20 protein-coding genes are annotated in these 19,561 nt (G+C 47.0%); 15 read left to right on the top strand and 5 right to left on the bottom strand.

Annotated features, from left to right (window positions below):
• The 6 genes from JFN90_RS21715 to JFN90_RS21740 form a co-directional block, all read left to right on the top strand.
• Positions 1–557 (top strand): recombinase family protein (locus JFN90_RS21715; protein WP_199397227.1); only part of this gene is annotated, 557 nt, incomplete at its 5' end.
• 785 nt (positions 558–1,342) lie between these two features.
• Entirely contained in the window at positions 1,343–1,795 is a 453-nt protein-coding gene (locus tag JFN90_RS21720; RefSeq protein WP_199397228.1) for a hypothetical protein, read from the top strand.
• Positions 1,792–2,451, top strand: coding sequence for a hypothetical protein (locus tag JFN90_RS21725; RefSeq protein ID WP_199397229.1), 660 nt, complete (start codon positions 1,792–1,794; stop codon positions 2,449–2,451). Before JFN90_RS21720 ends, JFN90_RS21725 begins: the two co-directional genes overlap by 4 nt.
• Positions 2,448–3,686, top strand: a complete 1,239-nt coding sequence (locus JFN90_RS21730; protein WP_199397230.1) for an MBL fold metallo-hydrolase — start codon at positions 2,448–2,450, stop codon at positions 3,684–3,686. Before JFN90_RS21725 ends, JFN90_RS21730 begins: the two co-directional genes overlap by 4 nt.
• 12 nt (positions 3,687–3,698) lie before the next feature.
• Positions 3,699–4,712, top strand: a complete 1,014-nt coding sequence (locus tag JFN90_RS21735) for a hypothetical protein (RefSeq protein ID WP_199397231.1) — start codon at positions 3,699–3,701, stop codon at positions 4,710–4,712.
• Positions 4,713–4,716: 4 nt separating this feature from the next.
• Complete coding sequence (locus JFN90_RS21740; RefSeq protein WP_199397232.1) at positions 4,717–5,163, top strand: hypothetical protein; 447 nt, start codon at positions 4,717–4,719, stop codon at positions 5,161–5,163.
• A gap of 645 nt (positions 5,164–5,808) precedes the next feature.
• On the opposite strand, the gene JFN90_RS21745 is transcribed toward JFN90_RS21740, so the two are convergent.
• From JFN90_RS21745 to JFN90_RS21755, 3 genes are all read right to left on the bottom strand, one after another.
• A complete protein-coding gene (locus JFN90_RS21745) occupies positions 5,809–6,375 on the bottom strand; it encodes a hypothetical protein (RefSeq protein WP_199397233.1) in 567 nt (188 codons plus the stop codon).
• 93 nt (positions 6,376–6,468) lie between these two features.
• Positions 6,469–7,011 carry a MucR family transcriptional regulator gene (locus JFN90_RS21750; protein ID WP_199397234.1) on the bottom strand — a complete coding sequence of 181 codons (543 nt, stop codon included), beginning with the start codon at positions 7,009–7,011 and terminating at the stop codon, positions 6,469–6,471.
• A gap of 262 nt (positions 7,012–7,273) precedes the next feature.
• Entirely contained in the window at positions 7,274–7,615 is a 342-nt protein-coding gene (locus JFN90_RS21755; protein WP_199397235.1) for a helix-turn-helix domain-containing protein, read from the bottom strand.
• Between the two features lie 459 nt (positions 7,616–8,074).
• Between JFN90_RS21755 and JFN90_RS21760 the strand changes: the two genes are divergently transcribed.
• Positions 8,075–8,800, top strand: coding sequence for a hypothetical protein (locus tag JFN90_RS21760; RefSeq protein ID WP_199397236.1), 726 nt, complete (start codon positions 8,075–8,077; stop codon positions 8,798–8,800).
• Between the two features lie 528 nt (positions 8,801–9,328).
• Here the strand turns inward: JFN90_RS21760 and JFN90_RS21765 are convergent.
• A complete protein-coding gene (locus tag JFN90_RS21765) occupies positions 9,329–10,021 on the bottom strand; it encodes a metallophosphoesterase (protein ID WP_199397237.1) in 693 nt (230 codons plus the stop codon).
• A gap of 532 nt (positions 10,022–10,553) precedes the next feature.
• Entirely contained in the window at positions 10,554–11,153 is a 600-nt protein-coding gene (locus tag JFN90_RS21770; protein WP_199397238.1) for a recombinase family protein, read from the bottom strand.
• 350 nt (positions 11,154–11,503) lie between these two features.
• Between JFN90_RS21770 and JFN90_RS21775 the strand changes: the two genes are divergently transcribed.
• The 8 genes from JFN90_RS21775 (at position 11,504) to JFN90_RS21815 (ending at position 19,542) form a co-directional block, all read left to right on the top strand.
• On the top strand, positions 11,504–11,944 hold the full coding sequence (locus tag JFN90_RS21775; RefSeq protein WP_199397239.1) for a hypothetical protein: 441 nt from the start codon (positions 11,504–11,506) through the stop codon (positions 11,942–11,944).
• Positions 11,941–12,588 carry a hypothetical protein gene (locus JFN90_RS21780; protein ID WP_199397240.1) on the top strand — a complete coding sequence of 216 codons (648 nt, stop codon included), beginning with the start codon at positions 11,941–11,943 and terminating at the stop codon, positions 12,586–12,588. The genes JFN90_RS21775 and JFN90_RS21780 overlap by 4 nt, the downstream gene beginning before the upstream one ends.
• A gap of 76 nt (positions 12,589–12,664) precedes the next feature.
• A complete protein-coding gene (locus tag JFN90_RS21785; RefSeq protein WP_199397241.1) occupies positions 12,665–13,288 on the top strand; it encodes a hypothetical protein in 624 nt (207 codons plus the stop codon).
• 67 nt (positions 13,289–13,355) lie between these two features.
• Positions 13,356–14,096, top strand: coding sequence for a DUF6157 family protein (locus JFN90_RS21790; protein ID WP_199397242.1), 741 nt, complete (start codon positions 13,356–13,358; stop codon positions 14,094–14,096).
• Positions 14,097–14,149: 53 nt separating this feature from the next.
• Positions 14,150–15,454, top strand: a complete 1,305-nt coding sequence (locus JFN90_RS21795) for a hypothetical protein (protein WP_199397243.1) — start codon at positions 14,150–14,152, stop codon at positions 15,452–15,454.
• The gene (locus JFN90_RS21800) at positions 15,454–16,959 is read left to right on the top strand and encodes a DUF6035 family protein (RefSeq protein ID WP_199397244.1); all 1,506 of its coding nucleotides are present in this window, start codon (positions 15,454–15,456) and stop codon (positions 16,957–16,959) included. Before JFN90_RS21795 ends, JFN90_RS21800 begins: the two co-directional genes overlap by 1 nt.
• Positions 16,960–17,347: 388 nt before the next feature.
• Complete coding sequence (locus JFN90_RS21810; RefSeq protein WP_199397246.1) at positions 17,348–18,484, top strand: hypothetical protein; 1,137 nt, start codon at positions 17,348–17,350, stop codon at positions 18,482–18,484.
• Positions 18,485–18,609: 125 nt separating this feature from the next.
• Positions 18,610–19,542 carry an FtsZ/tubulin family protein gene (locus JFN90_RS21815; protein WP_199397247.1) on the top strand — a complete coding sequence of 311 codons (933 nt, stop codon included), beginning with the start codon at positions 18,610–18,612 and terminating at the stop codon, positions 19,540–19,542.
• Positions 19,543–19,561 lie beyond the last annotated feature (19 nt).

A 19,561-nucleotide genomic window follows, 5' to 3' on the forward strand; every position in this document is an offset into this window, starting at 1 on the left:
CTCGGTGCAGTACGTTTGATCAGAAGCTCGATGCCCAGCTCGACCAGCTCCAGAGAGCTGGTGTCGAGAAAATCTTCCAAGAGAAGGCATCAGGAGCCGATGCAAACCGACAGGAGCTGCAGCGGATGATGGAGTATGTTCGTGAAGGAGATACCGTCATCTGCTGCAAGTTGGACAGGATCGCTCGTAGCACCCACAACCTTCTGGAGATCGTGGACCAGCTAGAGAAGAAGGGAGTTGCGTTCCGTGTACTCAACATCAATTTGGATACCGCCACCCCGACTGGAAAGTTGATGCTCACCATGCTCGGCGCTATCGCCACCTTCGAACGGGAGATGATGCTTGAGCGTCAACGTGAGGGGATTGCCAAAGCGAAGGAGCTGGGACGGTACAAAGGAAGGAAGCCGACTGCTCAGGCTAAGGCCGACGACGTGCTGCGCATGATTGCAGAGGGGAAGAAGAAGGTCGAGGTGGCAAAGTATCTGGGCATCGGGATCGCATCGGTGTACCGGATCATCGGCGCGGGGAAGTCGGGAGTGGTGGCCGTGAAGGTATGACGTCAGAAAGCCAAATTAGAACGTTTTACTTGGGTTAGCAAGTATAGTAAGTTCACGCAGAGTTGTCGCACAATTTCCACAATAAAGCCAAGGGCTGTTTAGAGAGGGTTCATGCACATCGATCACTGGCGCGGAGAGGTTCCCGAATACATCGATCATTCCAACTGCAGAACAGTTTTAAAAATGGACAATCTGTGGGAGTGCTTAACTGTTGCGGCCACTCGATGCTCAGCCCAAGTTACCTATGGCCCTGTGAAATATTGCACACACACAAATGCGGCAGTCTTTAGGAGTTAGAGCAAACAGACGAATCTCGGCTGGACATTCCTGATTCATACGCTGCACCATCGATGACCTTCACAGTTCCCCCCTGCAGCCTATCTCTTCCCCTCGCTTCCGAAACTCCACTGACCTCACGGATATGTCTCCGGCCGCACTTTGTGTGATCGCCGCCCTCACGCACAGTTTTGTCAGTACATGGTTCAAAGAGGGTCGTTCTATATGGGGCTGCCTTTTTTGTTTTTGGAGGTTTAGGACTTATTCTGTCGCAGAGGTGTGATTTTGTTGGTGTGGCGGTGTGATAACTCAGATGGCAATAGCATGAGCAGAAACAGCGCAGCTCTAAATTATGCCCACGTATCACATACATACTAGGGAAACGACAGCAACCATCTATATATTATTAGATTATAATATTAAAAAAGTGAATTCCAGCACTGTTCACTTGAATACATAGGAACCTATCAGAACTGACCCGACAAACAATCGCCACAAAGGAATCCAAGATGAAATCAGCAAATACCTTTATGAAGACCCTTCTGGCCGCAGATTTCGAGATTACCCCAGTTGCCTTTGCGATACCAATGACCCAGCCGTTTTGGGTCCATGCTGACCATACTAGAGTGGTTCTGACGTTTAGAGACGATGATACCATCGAGGTCAGCCTATCCTTTGAACATCACCAGACCCTTCTCAAGTTTGGAAACGATGTAGAAACGGTCAGTAGCATGCTAGACCTCTGTTCTTCAGAATGGTTTAGTGACTTGGAAGCTGGATTCAAAAAGATCTGTGACCACTTCGGCCTCAATTGGGAGAGTGAGGGGGAACATTATGATTATCCCTGTCCGTGGATAACTTACAATTTGACTGGCGACTTCAAATTGACTGATTGTGATCGGGTCCTATCACTGTTATTAGAAATAAGATCAGTGCTTAGCCTGAAGGAGTGCCCGTCTTGAACACTATAATAAGCTTCCCCGCTACTGGCACGATGTCAACGTCGGGCCTCACTAAAAAACAAATTCGAAGCCAAAACCGACGGTTTGAACTCGGGGTATACCACAAGATAACAATTAGGGATTATCCAGTTCTTCATACATACCTTTCCAACGTCTTTGCCGAGGCACATAGGCAGCTTTTGCAAGGGATAACCGTAAAGCTGACGCTCGGGCAGCCTTGGATCCTCGCCGCGCCGAATACGCACCAACAGGTGGATGTTGGCTTCTGGCTTGAGAGAGTCGGTGCATACAGAATAGACTCCTGTGATGCCTCAACCCAATGCCTTTCTTTGAAAGTTAGCATTCCCAAGAAGAAGGACGTCTTCTACCCAGATGACTTTGTACTCTCGACAACCCAATCAATGTGCCAGATTTATGTTTCCGAAAAAGGTAAATTAGCGTACATTGATCTAATTTTGAACACCAAGCCACCCCGCTTCATGAGAGAATTGGCCAGAGACTTCTCTATGGGCGGTCCCTGCGCCAGACGAAAACTCCGGGACAGGATCAAGTGTATCGGGGAAGAACCTGATGCTACTTTCGGAAGTCGGATCACTTTCAGTCGTTCATTAACTTTACGTTTGGACGAAGGTTCTCTCGAACAGGAGCTGCAATGAACGTCTTGATCCACAGAGGTGCGAATGAAATCGGCGGCACCTGCATCCAACTTTCCACCGAGAAGACCACCATCCTTCTTGATCTCGGGTTGCCCCTGTCCAACGAAAGCAAGACTATCGATGTCGCCAGTCTAAACCCCGATGCAGTCTTGATCAGCCATCCGCATCAAGACCATTTCGGCCTGATCGACCAACTTAATCACGACATTCCGGTCTACATCGGGGAGTTGGGAAAGAAACTTATCGACGCCACTCGGGTACTGCTAGGTAAGGAACTTCCAGCCAACAGCTTCCGACACTTCAAGAGCTGGCAGCCGTTTACTGTTGGTGATTTCACCATAACCCCCTACCTCGTTGATCACTCTGCTGTTGATGCATATGGGTTCCTGATCGAGGCAGAAGGGAAACGAATCTTCTACAGCGGGGATTTCAGGGCCCATGGCAGGAAATCCAAGTTATTCGAGAACATGCTCAAGAACCCTCCCAAGGAAGTTGACCTGTTGTTCATGGAAGGGACCATGATGCAGCGTGACAACAGCGAATTCCCAACAGAGGCCAACGTCGAAAAGAAGATCTACGAAACGATCTACGGGCAGGAGAACATCTCCTTCCTGATTTCGTCGTCTCAGAACATCGACCGGATTGTTTCGGCTTATCGTGCGTGCCTTCGTGCTCATAAGGTACTGGTGATCGATATGTACACCGCGTGGGTTCTTGAGCAGCTTAAACTTGTATCTGGTAGCACTCCGAACATGGAGTGGGATCAGGTACGGGTATATGCCTCATACAGCCACGATGAGAAACTGAAGGAGCACCCTGAATTCTTCGGTGACTTCCGTAGACGAGTCTATAGGTATCGAGTGACAAAGGAAGAGCTGGCTGCCGATCCGGCTGGGTTTCTGTTCTTTGGCAAGATGTCCCACGCCAAGATCATAGACTTGTACCGAGGCGACAAGCCCGTCAACGTCATCTACTCCCAATGGCTCGGCTATCTGAAGTCGTCAAACGACGAGTACTATGGGGCCGAAGCGATGGCATCATGCCAAAGTGATCCGCAGATCAACTTTGTGTACGCGCATACCAGTGGACATGCCGTCGTTGAAGACCTTCAGCGGTATGCCGATGCGTTGAGCCCTAAAATGTTAGTTCCTATCCATACCGAATACAACGAAGATTTTTCACGCTACTTTGACAATGTTCACCCTATCAACTGTGGTATCGAGGTAACAATATAAAGGAGCTTTTTAATGACTGATGATATTTTGCTTAGAGGATGTCAAACGACAGTAAATGATGTTAGAAAACTATTGCTTCAAGATTCAGAATGGATTGATAGATATGCTCATTATGGCCCAATTATATTGAAAAACTGTGATGAAATCATCTCTCACAAATCAAAATTCCGAGAGTGGAAGCCACTGCATGTGTACATGACAGTAGGTGCCGCAAAAAGCAACACACAATTCAGCTTGAGGTATTTGGGGCAAGATGTTGCAAAACTTAGGGTAAACAAAGAGTTTATTAATATATCTACTATACAACACCACAAAACCAATAAAAGGGACTTCCTGTGTGATATCGAATTGGATTGGGCCGATTGGAAATCTAAAAGTGCATCAAAATTCAGGAAACACTTTTCTAACAATCCGATAAGTTCAAAGGCTTCAGGAAAAGGGAACGAAGAGCATCGGATCGAAAGTATGCTACTGGGGGAGTTTTCGAAGAAAGCAGGAGTTGATAAAGCCCTTTGGCGCATACAGCCAGTCAAGCTTGCGGGTATTGCAAGGTTTCAGATGCCAACGCCATTGAGTGCCAGTAACGTAAAAGAAATGAAGTATGCAGCAGCAAATGGAGGAGGCATAGATATACTCACCAGAATCGGCAAGGCAACCAAGCTGTGCGTTATGGAGGTTAAGGATGAGAACACCCCGAAAGAACCGCCATCAAAGGTAATTAAACAAGCGGTAGCGTATGCAACATTTGTGAGAGAACTGCTTAGGAGTAAGTCCGGTAATCACTGGTGGAAGGTCTTTGGGTTTAAAGGAGAGTTGCCGAAGTCGCTCAATCTCTATGTTGCTTGCGTGATGCCTTCATCGTCACAAAATGATTACACGTTCGCCGGAAAACATATATGCATTGAATCCGACAAGTTACACCTGCACCATTTGTATTTTAAAGAAGCGAACGGGATCGTCACAGACATTGAAACTTCGCTACGGCTTTGCAAAATTAATCCTGCTATCGCTGGGAAAAACTGCTGAGCCTATGACCATTAATGTGAGACAGAAACATTTTAAATCTGGACACTTTGAAGATTCTGCCTATCCAAACCTTGGTGAGGTCGGCATTTATTGGTTCATTACACCATCGGAGATCCTTCAAGATTCGGTTCCGAGGACCGAGGGAGATGACGATGGCGACTTCGTAAATGGTCCCTCTGGCCACTACGAATTCTGGGAACACCTCAAGACGCAGATCCCAAATCTGAAAGGGACTGAATATGATCGGGTTCCCAGAGGGCGCGTCATATATTCCAAAAAAGACAGCACTTTCCTCGTCTACGGTTCTACCGAGACGATTTCAAACCCGCAGAGACGCCTGATAATCGAGAGGGACTTTCGCCTCAGGGGAGAGCGGGTGAAGTATATTCAAGACAGCCATTACGAAACGGACCATTTGATCTCCATAATCCCAGAAGAGTTTGATAGGTAGGTGCGGCCATGCCGCCACGTTTGAATATGGTCTACGAGGTGTTCAGATGAATAAATGGATTGTGGGAATTCTTGCACTAAGCTGTATCTGCATATTAACTGGATGTGCAGACGTCCAGCATGTTTCAGGCTTTCAGGGGAAGTCAGCAGGTTTTTGGAGTGGACTTTGGCATGGGCTTATTCTGCCGTTTTCGTTTATCGGTAGGATATTCAGTGATGACATTGCAATTTATGCAGTGAATAATACCGGCGGATGGTACGATTTCGGATTTCTGCTCGGTGCAGCTAGTACTCTCGGTGGAAGTTCGGCCGCGTCCAGATAACTCCAGCAGAGAATCGTGCCGCCCAATATGTCGAGAGGGCAATGTTGATCTCTTTACCGCACTACGTAAGTCAAAGTTCATACTCGAAAGACACCTCCGACTTTGAACTTCCGCCATGGGCTAACCTATACGGCTGGGACGACAGCCACATATCGCACGGCTGTTCCCTATGGCGATCCCATCACCTTGGTCGGATCATATCCGTTTGCGTGGGATACAACAGCCGGTGGTCTACACTTCATGAAACTGTCGGTTGATCCGACAACATGATTGCCACTACGTGCTTCGGTCATAGACAAGTCAATTACCTCACTTGACGAATACTACCATTTGCCAAACATGAATTCAGGCTTGAGAGGTGAACCTTGGTATAAGTAGTGTTGCCCACTCATTCGGGCAGTGAAAAGGCGCCTAAGTTCTTCATCTCGCTTTACGTAGCTCAACATCTGACGGAGATCAGACATCGTTATTGGAGGGAATTTATCGGTATTGTACTCTACAATAGCTATTCCAACCTCTGGAGTCACACCACTGTCTTTGTTGGATGTTTTAAATCCCAAGTTGGTTTTTGAGTACAATGTTTGTATTAAATGACGTTTTCCGCTCTGGTTCCAGTTGTTTGTGGACCTGCTTACAAAGTATGGGGCCTTGGACGAGAATGTGCCGTTTTTATTTATTTCGTGAATTGGAGTGCCACTATAAGTGCTAGGTCTGGATAGGGCTACAGCTACCTTTCCGCCTGAACTTCGTATTTCATCTGCTAACCTATCACAAATCCACAAACCTTCTGCGTAATCTCTTTTTGTTGGACAAAAAGCGTGCTTGTTGTAATCGGCAAGCATTTTTATTTCGTCAGCACTTGGCTCGAACAACCCCTTAAACCAATTCATAGTATCTCACCGCATATCCGTATAAATTATATTGACACGAAAATGGCACCCCATGAGAGGTGCCGATTGTCAACCAGAGATAATCTACCCGTCCTACTTCGTAGCTTTCGCCTTTGCAGGAGATTTAGCTTTCAGTGCCTTGGCTTTGGTCGGAGCCTTGACCGCCCCCAGTGCCTTTGCCTTCTCAGCCTTGGCGGTTACAGCTTTCTTCGCCTCGATATTGGCCATCCTCACATCTCTTGCCTTTGCGAGGTTATCGGCCAGTCCCCGATCAACAGCCATCTTTCGTCTGGATTCAGAGTAGCTCTTCGCGGAGAGTGCCTGTTTACTCGGGATGCCGAATTGTTTCTTGTACGCGCTGGGCTTCATACCATGGGCAGTGCTCAAGTGACGAGCCAAGGTCTTGAAGCCGCCTTTACCGCAGATCATGCAGACAACCTCGCTCTTCTTGAACGCTTCTTTCAAGGAGATGGTCGGTTTGGCTTCTTCAACGCCCTCTACAGTCTGACCAGCATCGAGACTTTTCAAAGCAGCATGGACCTTGCTGATCTCCGCGAGGAGTTCATCTGTAGTCATTGGGTTACTTGAAGCGTGAGAGGACACGAGCTGTGCTGCAATCTCTACTAGAGTTGCCATTTAATTATCCTCCATTAGGCTTATTTTAAATGAGTAATATCAGAGCCGGAGTATTTGTCAATAAAATAGTCATCAATTGTTGATCGGACTGATTAAAGGGGCAAGGGTATTATCAATGCTTCTTATTGATGAAGCAGATAGATCTGATGAAAGTTCGGAGGAGTGAGAGGGATGAAGAGTTTGGAACCGACTCCGTAGGGAGTATGGTCGTCATGATAAGGCGTTGGGAAAGACTGCCAGTTGGTAGATCGGGGTCGATGCTTTACTCCTTAACATTCGCCGCAACGATGGTCAACTTCAGGATGCTTTGACGGACGTCCTCATTTTCAATAGCACGGAAGGATTCAAGGAGTGCCTGTTCTGAAACGTTCAATGGAATGGTTTCGCCAGTCACACGGAAGAAGTTCTGCACTGGAATCGAGAAGACTTCAGCAAGGCACTGAATTCTCTCGATACTGATTTTGTCCCGACCAGCCTCATATTTCTGGATCTGTTGTGTTGAAACGCCTACCTTTTCAGCTAGTTGTTCCTGCGTGTATCCAGCCTCCTGCCTAAGTATTCGCAATTTAAACCCGATATCTTTGCTGGTCAAATGGTCAGCCACAGTATTGACACCCCCTTTTTGCCTCGACGATAACTCATGGCAACAGGGTCATACACAAACCGTTAATTGATTTTTTATAAACCTACGATTGATTTGAGTGGATAGGTATGTTATTTAATCGGCAGCAACGTCGAATTCACTCAGGGTAACTGGAACTGGTCTGTGTCCTGATTGACGGCGGTATGCAACACAACCGGATTCGGAACAGGGGGGAAGTATGAAGGTTTTTGGGTATGTTCTTATATTGGTAGGAATGTTTCTCAAATCTAATGGCGTTTCAAACATCGGGCGGAAGATCGCTGGACGATCCCCTGTTGATCAGTACGGGAATAGGTCGAGATGCAGGTACTGTGGTTCTGTACATTTTGGTGAATGTGCAAAGAGTCCGAACGGTCAGCATGAACATGTAATGGGATAAATTCCATAACCTGTTAATATCAATTTTATTTGGAGGAAATCATGCAAGGGTTATTAAAGTTTTTCTATGCAGTTGGGCTTATTGTCATTCTGGCAGGATGCAAAGGCAAAGTCGAAAGTATCAAAGACAGTTATTGGTTTGTTGATAAAAGTATAACGATAGGAAAAGCGTTGGACGGTTACAAATATTTTGAGTCCAAAAAATGGGAGATTGTTAAAACAGAAAATGGCCGCGAGTTTGTAGATTTTACAGGTGTGGTCTCAACTGCAGAGACCTCCAAAAACATCGATGGTCCTATTAACAACGCAAGATCTAAAGATCCAAGTGTTGATACAGCTATGGCGAGTGACGCTGAAAAGGCTGCATTATATCAAGGGTTCGGCATTGGTGGTGCCTTTTTTGCTGCTCAAAATATGCATAAGCTAGAATATTTGGTTGGGAGTGACGTCAAAAAGTACATTAGCAACAATGGCAGATATGCTTTAAAAATCAGATTTAAGTATGATAAAGATAACAAAGAGAAAGAGCGGTCAATAAATGTAGATCAATTTGCTCTGGTCGAGGTCCCTTCCGGCACCATTGTAAACGACGGAATGAACCAAAATGAGGTTCTCACTAATGTTTATGGAGAAAAGCAATTGTTTGGGAAGGATGGTCTTGATGGCGACCCCTACTGGATAATTGGCTTAAACAAATTCAAGGGGAACGTGGAAAAGGCTCTTCAAAATGCAGCAGCCGACGCACAGAAGCACTTATTCGGACAATGACTCAGGGAGCGTCTTGTACCTGAGCCCCCCCCCAGCTAAAAGGGCGGCTGGATCAGCTGTAAGTCGGTGTCTGTAAGCTCAAGTTGTTGAAGAACCCTTCTGGTCACTGCCAGAGGGGTTCTTTATTTATCTGAACTGGTCGCGCCCAATTACCTCTCCCTGTGCCGTCCCTCGCAGCCATGCGACTCGCATTGCGCCATCAACTTCGATCCATGGACAGTCGTATGGTGACATCCCATAAGACGTAACAACACAGAAATCCCCCCACACCGTCCTCCCATCGGCGACCTCGGTCGCATTGAATCCCAGTCGAGTCCATTTTGTGATTAGGTTGTCTATCATGTCTGAGTCCATCACGCCGCCAACCCTAGCTAGTCTCGGATCACTCCAAAAGGTCTTACCGAGGTTCTTGGCGTGATCAAGTAGGCATCCCGACCAACCATTTGGATAGACCACCTCGATCCTTTGGATAGGCACAATCAGGTTGATGAATTCAAGCTGCACAGCCATCGTCCCCCCTGCTAATTCTTAACTCCGCATCCTAATGTCATTTAAGATCTCATCAATGCAGGGTTGGACCCACATCTGCTGGGCATCCAGATCGACGCAAACAAGGTTGCCTTTTCCCTCGACTCCACGGAGATAGACGCCATTGTCGATTCGTATGTGGTCCATCTTCAGACTCTTTTGGATATCGTCGAGCTTCCTTGTTGAGTGGCCAGAGACCACGCGTAACGCACAGAGTTTGCCGATGTCGATTATCCCTGAGCGATCCCAGAGCATGTGATGCCGACCACGGGGTGAGAATGGATCATCGAGCGTGCAGTTGATGCCAGCGTGAACGAACACGAAATGATCGGTGACACAATATAGTGGAAGACTACTAAGAAACTGGAGGTGCTCCTTCGGCATGAGTTGCGGGTGAGACACGCCATAGCTTCTCAATGTCTGGTCACCACCATTTTCCAGCCAGTCTAGCAAATCCTCGAACACACCTGACTGCACAGCAGTGAGCATGAGTTCCTCATGGTTCCCCCGTATGGGGCGGATGTCATACCCATCATTCTGTAGCTTGATGATGGTATCGATCACTCCATTGCTGCCACCAAGTCGGTCTATCATGTCTCCGCATATGATCAGTGTATCTGATGGGAAAAGCTCGATTTGCTGAAGTAAGCAGTTGAACGTTGACGCAGCTCCATGAATGTCGCTGATCGCCAATAGCCTTCCCGCTTTCCTAGCGTGCATACATCCTCTATCTATACTCGCGAAAGCATCTGCGCTCATAACCACCTGATTATGTCAATCAAACTCGTCAGCACAAAATATCATAGATCATTAACAATTCATAGGAGGGTGGGTGTTTTTATGACGGCACAGAAAAGTGTGGTGATGCTGCCAGCAGCAGGTCTAAGGCAGGTATAAATACATTTAGTAATGCTATCAATCAATGATTCTAAAGGAGCAACAAAATGATTACAAATATGTCCCCATTCGAAGAATCTGTTATCCGGTTCAGGCAAACTGTTGACGAAGTCGGAGAGGAAACAGCTATCGCCATATTGACATCGACTCACCAAGTACTGAAGCATTGCAAAACAGGACAAGAGAAATGGCTGGTGATGATGTGTATGATCAGGTCGATCGGTCCAGTCCCAGACATACCAGAAGAAGCTCCTGAAAGTAGCTATTCTAGGTGGCAGAATGAAAGCTTACAGGAATTCTTCGATGACTCAGTTTGCTCAACTCTTCTTTAGTCAGACAGATGCCTCGACCGAATGAAATTTGTCAGAGCAGGTCTGCTCACGTCCAAGGTTAGTGCAATTGCAGACAGGGACATGCCATCCGTCAACAGCGCCGTGATCTCATTCTCTCGTCCATCGAGCTTTGATTTCCCAAGTCTGCCTGCAGGACGACCGATAGTTTTACTTTCCTCTGCCTTCTGCTCGGTGGTCGTTTGCCTGTTGCTGCGTAGATCCTTCTCAACTTGGTTCACCAGCGCGACCGCAGCAGCCAGCGCCTGAGCGTTGAAATTATCATCTAGTCGGAATCCACAGTTGGTGACATACACACGTATCCCGTGCACTGCAAACTTGGACAAGACGTCCAGAATTTCCATTGTAGAGTCCCCTAGCCTGAAAAACTCTGTGACAATGACGACATCGCCTCGTTGCAGGCTTGCCACCATGCCAGACAATATCTGCTTCTCTCCGTTGGGCTGGACCGGATCGGGTTCATGGCAGAAGGTAACCTCCCCAAGTGAGTTGTTTGAAGCAAAGGCGCGTAATCCCCAATATTGATGGTCGAGGTCGTATTTGGCGCTGGTGGTGTGAATGTAGCCGTAAGTTTTCATCAAAGTCTCCCGTCCGCAGCATGCAGGTTTTATTGTATTTATAACTGCGGTGTGGCTCACACCTACACCTCAATCTGGTATCCACAAATCCTAAGCTCCACCTCAGACAGTTCCATGTGGTAGCCGTGCTCCATACCCTGCAGGGGCTTAGTGGTGTGGGAATAGTACAGTAGAGGGGGAAGCCAGCCGAGAAAGGTATTGGAGAATTCTTACATGCATGTTAGCATGCTGGCTTGGGAGAAGGACTGAGTGTAAAGCCCCCAAATGTCTTTTTCAGAAGTCGTTGGGGCGACTGTAAGGTTGATAAGTTCCAGTTGGACTCTTGTTTTCATTGGATGAGATTTTTAGAGGTGATCGAGATGGATGCAGCAACAATGACTGCGGTTATTTCAGCGGGTACAGCCCTTGTTGCCGTGGGACTCACCAACTACTTCACCAAGAAGCGGGAACATGAAGCGGACTGGCGGAAGATGAAGCTAGAACGATATCGTGAGTACATCTTAGCCCTATCCGCTAATGTCGAAGAGCGGGTAACTCCAGAGGGACAAGCTCGGTATTCCGATGCGGTGAACAGCCTTCAACTGGTTGCGCCCCCTTCTGTTCTTCACGCACTCGAAGCATTCATTGCTCACACTTCATATCGAAACCCTGATAAAGACATCAATCGGCATGATGGACTCCTTAGTGCTCTGATGAGAGAAATGCGGATGAACCTTCGGCCCTCGGGTCACGATGACGAAAATCTCCGCTTTCGGCTCCTTGGAGTGCCACGACCTGAAGCGCCTAGATGAATATAGATAACCCTCTCGAGCACGCCAAAGGACAGGCAAAAGGTGAAGCGATGGAGCTGATGATCGAGTATATAGATGGTTCTGGGACTGTCTCCGCTCGGAAAATAACTGACATCGCACCTGTCGGTCCAAACTCGGTTATGGCATATTGCCATCTTCGCAATGAGGCTCGGACCTTTAATCTCATTAACATCCGTCAGGCTGTTGATTTGCGTACTGGAGAGATCTTGACCAACGTGTGGGAGTCGCTCGGCTTAGACAAAGAGCCAAACGACAGCCCCAGAGTCATCGCTGTAGTTGGACCTCTTCTCCCTGCAATTCAAGCCTTAAAATACTTTTGCCTTCAGGTGCGACGGAAAAGAGGATTCTCGGAAAAGGAGAGAAGGCCGATTGTCGATTTCATTCTCCGACACGTCGAACTGCCCTCTTGCTACGGTCGGCTGGATATCGATGATTGGTTGAAGAAAATCTGGTGTGGTGACTATCAAACCGACCGTGATCCTCTTTATCTGGATTCGCTTGCACGCATCCCCAAGGATCTCCTCCTTGATTGCAGCCAGACGGTATACCAGATAGCAAGAGGGAGTGGCAGATGCGCAATCAGTCCAGAAGTGCAAATGAGAATCGAATCTGAATTTAGATAGTTGGTGATCCTGTATCCTCACAACACCGATAACTACCGCCAAAATAATTGTCTCAGAATCACGGTAAAGGGGTCCCATGGCGCCTAAGCACTCCACAAGGAGTTTTGTAGCAGGAGAAAGGTTTTTCCGGCTATATCACAAACACTGTGTGCAACCCGACCAAGACACCCTCTTCGGATTGCTGGAAGCTGCTCATAGCTTGAATGATAGGTTGAACAAGCGAACTGGCTCCAACTTCTTCGAATGCAATGAATTTGTTGCATTAAAGGCACTTAGGAATTTGTTTCACCATGAAGAAGAGTTGAAGCATGATGTCCGCATACTCTCCGTTGAAGAAATGCCTCCAGTAACAAGCGACCTGTTATATCTATGCCTCGTCCCTCGCCAACTTGTGGAAAAAGCGATTGCACAAATCAACCGCAAGAGGCGGGAGCAAGATGCAAGTATAATCCGCATAACTTTAAAGTGGTATGGGAATGTGGTGAATATTAACCCTTGCATATTCAACTTTGCTGTCCATGTATTTGAAAAGTTTCGGCTTCTTGGTTTGGACCTTAACAATGAAGAATACATAGAGTTTCGTGCCAGTTACGAGTATGAAGAGGAGCACGAACACTCCCATTTCGCCACAGGCGATGTCGTTTGTCACGCAGGAAGCGCCGAACAACTACTCATGTCGGCATTTGCCGATGTGACCTAGTCCGGCGACACCCCATTCCAGATAAAAGCTTCTGAAAGGGATGAGTCCATAGAGGGGGCAGGTAGTCATGGCAAAAAGAGGTTACGTTTACATTTTAGTAAACCCTGCCTTCACAGGGTTCGTGAAGATCGGCAAGACCATCAATGATCCAGAGGATCGAGCACGTCAGTTGTCTGTTGGATCAGGGGTTCCAGCTCCTTATGCTGTCGCTTGGGATGCACTGGTCAACGATTGTGACTATGTCGAGCGCCTTATTCACCAGCAGCTTACTGAATTTCGATCAAGGAAGGATCGAGAGTTCTTTGCCACTCCTTTGAAGACTGCGATAGCTGTAGCATCCACCATCGCCGCACCATTCTCATGCGAGGCTGAGGATGTCTCTGTTCTGACTTTGGCGGCCCCTGAGCAAGATGAAGTTATCGGTCGTCCGAAGAGGATTCGTCGCGAGGGGCCAGAAGAACTGATTGAAGTCGCTGAAGACTGCCGTGTGGATCGTGCAGAGGCACCTCCAGATGGTAATTCCAAGACGATTGCTCGACTCGGGTACGAGATCCTTATGGAGCACCCGTACAAGTACACAGAACGTGAATTTTACTACGAACTGCATGCAGTGAGGCGAAATCGACCAGACCTCAAATTCGAATCGTACAACATCAAACGTGCGCCTGTAGTGAAAGTCCATGGTTGGGGAATTCATCGGGATATGAATGGGAAGCTTGCTCTTGTTGCGATAGAATCACCGAGGTACAAGGAACTCCAAGCCACCATCAAAACCACCAAAGCCTATAGGACGAATAAGGCTCCCTGAATCCAGTAGAGAAAGTGAAGTATGGACCGTGAAGGTTAAAAATCGGAGCACAAATGACGATCAATGATGCCCTCGAAGATGTCAAAATTGCCTTTCTGCAGGTGGAATATGCAATCAAGATGCTCAGTTACTGCGAGGGAGGTAAGATTGACACAAGCGAATTCGATACCGACCACACCATTCTTCTGGAGAACGGAAACCTTTGCTTCCCGTCAGGGCAATTCAGTGAAGCAGATGACCTTGTTAGAGCAGCAAGTGTGTCTTTTGCACTTGCGATGGGGGCATCAGCTTTAGCTCTGGATAAAGCATTTGAGGTGGCTGGAATTAAAGCAGATCCTGCCTCAGAGAATAGGTTGGTCAAGCTGAGAACTCTCGTTCACATGGTTCGTTGTGCGTATGCGCACGGTATCTCAGAACCAAGATGGGAAGTCCGTGGGAAGTTTAAAACTAATCTATACGTCAATTTTGGATCTTGTCAGCTTGCACTTAGTCTTCCGAAGTTACACGGTGAGGTGTTTGATTTTGACCATATTGGCGGTCACCATATCTGGTTTCAAATCCGCGATGAAACTGTAGCAGAACTTTCCTCTTGGAGTCAGACATCACCAGAGGAGCGCCCAGTTGGAGGCCGCGAACCTTTCGATATTCACCTCGACAAAATTCTACGTTTTGCAGGATGCCTATCATGGGCGGAATTACTGCGCAAACAATTTGAAGCAGAGATGGACCATTCACCATCAAGCGATGAGTCAGAAATCCGGCAACATGAATGGCGTTGGTTTGGGCTTATGTGCTACTGGTATGCGAGTCTCTTCGTTGTTGTAGAAGCATGGACAGAGATGGGGTTTACAGATCCTATCGTCGACCGCCTCCTAGACCATCCTCTCGATTTCAAATCACTTTTGAGAAAATGCAGAAACGCGACTGTGCATTTCCCCAAGAGTTACCCTGACTTCCGTATTACCGATCTATTGAACCAACAATCGCATGCCCACTGGATCTCCGCCCTTCATCATGAGATTATCGTCTTTTTTGCCAAATACATCGACCAGCTTGAAACGATTACTGGTACTAAAGGTCACATTCGCGACATGATCAGTGAGGCTATTCATTGGCTTCCATATCGTGAAGCAGAAGAGATAGATAGCCTCATGCTTACCATCGGCAAAGGACGCGAGTTACTTGCCCAAAGGCCCGATGATCATTCGCTTTCACGCAAAGAGTTGGAATGTGCAATGGATTCTTGCGAGTTGACACTCAAAGAGGGACTGCGAAAGTGGGCTGCTCTTCGGATGGAGATTCTCGCTGAAGCAGGTGTTGATTTAGGTGTCATCTCCGACAGAGGAAGGAAGTGCTGATGGAGAAGGACTTGGAAGAAGAAAATGCCGTTCAAAAGGATAACAGAGCCCGTCGTAAGAGTGCTCCGAAGGGTACGGTGATTGATCCGAGAATCCCTGAGCTTCGAGTGAAGTCAACTGGAGCGATTGTCGATGCATATCCACTTGCTGCTAGAGCATACACTGACGAAGATTGGAGACACAAGAAACGGAAGGAGCTTGTTGAGGCAATTAAAAGGAATAGTCCTGTCTGGGCGTGTCCTCTTTGCGACGTGCCAGTCAAGCTCTCATCCTCAACGAGAGGTAACTTCTTCTTCCGACACGCCTTCAAAGAGGACGGTCGATGCCTTCACAAGACGAGGGATGCTCTTCCAGATGATGTGAGGGCCGCCAAGTACAACGGTGCAAAGGAAAGTGACGCACACAAAGAAATGAAGAAGCGCCTTCTTTATAGTCTGTATGCTGATTCCTCGTTTGCTAAGGATTCGATACTTGAAGAACGAAGATGGGAAGGGGCTTCCCCGTGGGAATATCGACAACCTGACGTACAGGCAGTGAGGAACAATCAACGGATAGCTTTTGAGGTCCAGCTCTCTTCTACCTTAATTGACGAGGTAGTTGCAAGACGTGAATTTTATCTGCGGCAGGGAGGAATCCTGATTTGGATCTTTCAGGCTGTAGAAAAAGAAAATCCTCGTTTATACCAAGGCGATATTCTTTTCAATAATAACGGAAATCTGTTTGTGGTAGACGACGAGACCGTCTCTACTTCAATGCAGGAAAGAAGACTGTACCTACGAAACTACCACTTAATCCCTAAGGTAACAGCTGGAGTAAATTCTCCAACATGGTCTGAAGGAGAGCTAGTCCCTTTTGATGCACTCACACTCGATGTCGGCACGCAGCGCGCATATGGCTTTGATTATGAGTCAGCTCTTGCAAATGTCATGGTTGATGAATTAGAATTCAGGAAAGAGACATACCGAAATACACTACGTGAGCTATGGCTGAAGCATGATCCAATCCACTATCATATATTCCACGATGAATCTGTAAAGGATGAATGTATTAAGTTGAGAAATAACCTAATGACTGTAGGCGTAACCCTGTCATCTTTCAGTGACAAAGGTAGCAATTTCGAGAGTATGTCCCATTTTATTTACCACATGCTAAGTGTTATGAGCGGAAAGCCAGTAGGAACAAATCTACGAGATATCTTAGGTGTTTGGAATAACATTTTCCAAAACTGGAAAGGGTATGCTTGGTACTTCTGTGTCCTTGCATCACAATACCAAATGCTGCCGTCTTTGAGGAAGCAGGATGAGGAAGCGAGAGCAAAACGGCCGACAAACAAGAAAGGGCAGGCCATCAAGACTTTCGATGAAAAGTTGCAAGTAGTTAGAGACGGCCACAACGGAGACTACAAGCCGTCTCCGCAAGTTGCTTCGATTGCAGCTTTTCTCTTTCCTGATACGCCTCATTTTGTTCGACAGGCAGAGAGACCTCAGAAAGATTTGGGAAGGTAGAAGCTCATTATTTGTTTTGCAGTTACCGCAATGATCGGTTGATAAGGGGGGCGGACATTAGCTTAAAGCCCATGAAGGCGCTAGGAAGTTATAACGTAGAATGGCTGAACTTGAAGCTGGCAAAGAAGTCTGTCCACTGTCTGGTGTACATCATCGTTCACGAACACGTCCACCTGCTGGAGTGATTGTATACTGGAAAGGTTCACGTGGCGGATGGACAGTTCATGCCGTTGTGGCGACAGTACAGAGAGGAATTGAACAGCTCACCGCTGGCATGGGGAGTGAGTAGATGTGATTTGCGACGTAGACTTTTAACCTTCACCAGCAGAAGTATCCTCTGTTCCATTTAGCTAGCATCAACCGAAGTAATTTACTATAAGGAAATGTTATGAGAAAATTCATTTTGTTTGTCATTATGGTACTTATCACAACTAATGTCAATGCATCTGCTATTCCCAAAACAATGTACAATAAGAAGATATTTGTGATGGCGGGAAACGATGTTCGCTACACAAGCTTATATACATTAGGACAGTTTATATATGGTATAAATGAAGGTGCGATTAGGGCTAAAAGCAACCTTAGGATCTATAAATCATCTCAATCATATGTTATAGAGATTGGCACAGTTGACACTGACATCAAACTTTATATTGATTCCGGCAACGTCTTGACCAACGTGTCCATAAAACGAGGAGTCGAATCCTTTTCTTACGACAGCTCTAAACACAAGGAAATGGTAACTACACTGATGTTCCTGCTTCCATTTCATGATAAAATTGAAGAAAAGGCTGAAGCTCAAAAACGAAAAGCAACCGAGAATGAAGCAACATTTGTGAAAGAAAACATGCTCAACTTTGAGTATCACATGCCGTTATTTGCAGGACTAACATGGGGAGACGAAGTTGTTGATGGCATTAAGAAACTAAGCAAAGTCAATGGAATTTCTAACGTTAATGCTGATTGCCATCTGAATGAAGACGTGTTTGGGCGTGACCCCGATTCAATTGAAGTGATCGCCAAAATTCAGGGCCAACATGATTGGCCTACAAAGAAAGTCACAGATATTTTAAACCAGAGCGATTTGTTATCTATAACTGATGAAGAAGCTAAAGTCGTCACAGAAGGCGTGGACGGTTGTACTATCAGGGGCAATATCGTTCTCTTCAATACACCATCTTTAGTCACTCTGCACTTTGGAAAAACTTCGTTCGGTGGACAAGTGCCTTACTACCTTAACCATATCCGCATCACAGGGAACTTTGGAGCAAACTACTCCAAGATGGTAGATGCTTACAAAGCTAAATACAAGGATTACAAGGTTAAAGATTATTTGGAAACTGAAAGGTTTGATCGATTCAACAGTTACGTTGACTTTGGAGCGCGTAATGGAGAGGACAATGCCGTCGAATACTGGAAATCAAATGATATATCCGACCTCCAAATGAAAATCCTGATTGAAGAATCCAATAAAAGTCAGTCAGATCAATTCAAGGAAGCGCCACAAGCAGATGGTGCGATCTGAGCTACGCAGAACACCGCAACAATGTGGAATCTTGGCCTGAACCATGGAAACGGTCGCGCTTCTAGAAGACCAACGAGCTACCAGCACATCGTGAGCAGCCTGAACAAACAGAGGTGATCGCCAGCATGACGCAGACTTTAAACGCAACACTGACGTCGTACCCGTTTCCTGTAGCGACTAATTGGTCGGTCATTACTCACCGCGCAACACCACTACCGACCACCACCCCGTCCGCAGCCATTGGATCTGCAAGTGACGTAGCCGCTCAGATCAGTGCAATAGGGATTGGGAAGTTCGGGGCAAGCGTTGCAAGGTTGCTCTCAAGGAGCCTGCGCGGGATCACCTGCTACGAAGTCACACCATCACTCATCACAGAACAAAGTGAACAGATCTCAACCTTTCTCTACACCCTGCAGCAGAGCGACCTCGTCTTCATTCTGATCGATGCAGCTGATCTCGAGTGCGCAGCCATGGCGCAAATGGTTGGCAGGGAATCCTGTGGCGCTGGTGTACTCACGATTGCAATAGCACGTCTGGGTGCAGAAATGTGCCTCCCAGAACACCTTGCAGGAGAGGGGAAATGGTATCACTCTCTCTTCACCGTCTCTGGTCGCTCACTACCACCCCAGCCCGAACCTGTCATTCCAGAGGGCGATGCACTAACAGGATATGCGACGCGACACATGATCACCGCCATAACCACTTTGATCACCCATCAGACAGGGATTTGTATCGATTTCGCTGACGTGGCAGCGATAATGCGGGAAGGAAGTATGGGAAGGCTTGGCGTTGGTGTTGGCTCCAGTGACTCCAGAGCGGTCACGGCAGCAAAGGCTGCCATTGAGCGACTGGAGGCACAGGGAGTGCCATTAGCTCATGCTTCGGGTGTTCTGGTTAGCGTTCATGGGTCATCTGCGCTCACAATTGACGACTTTGATGATGCTAGTCGCGTAGTTCATGATCGCGTTGCGGAAGACGCTAATATTATTGTCGGTCTGATAAGTGATGAGCAGATGGGGTACAACGTGAAGGTTACAGTGATGGCAACATACTCATGATGAGTGTAATAAACCACTC

Source organism: Geomonas propionica (assembly GCF_016458235.1).
Lineage (GTDB): Bacteria > Desulfobacterota > Desulfuromonadia > Geobacterales > Geobacteraceae > Geomonas > Geomonas propionica.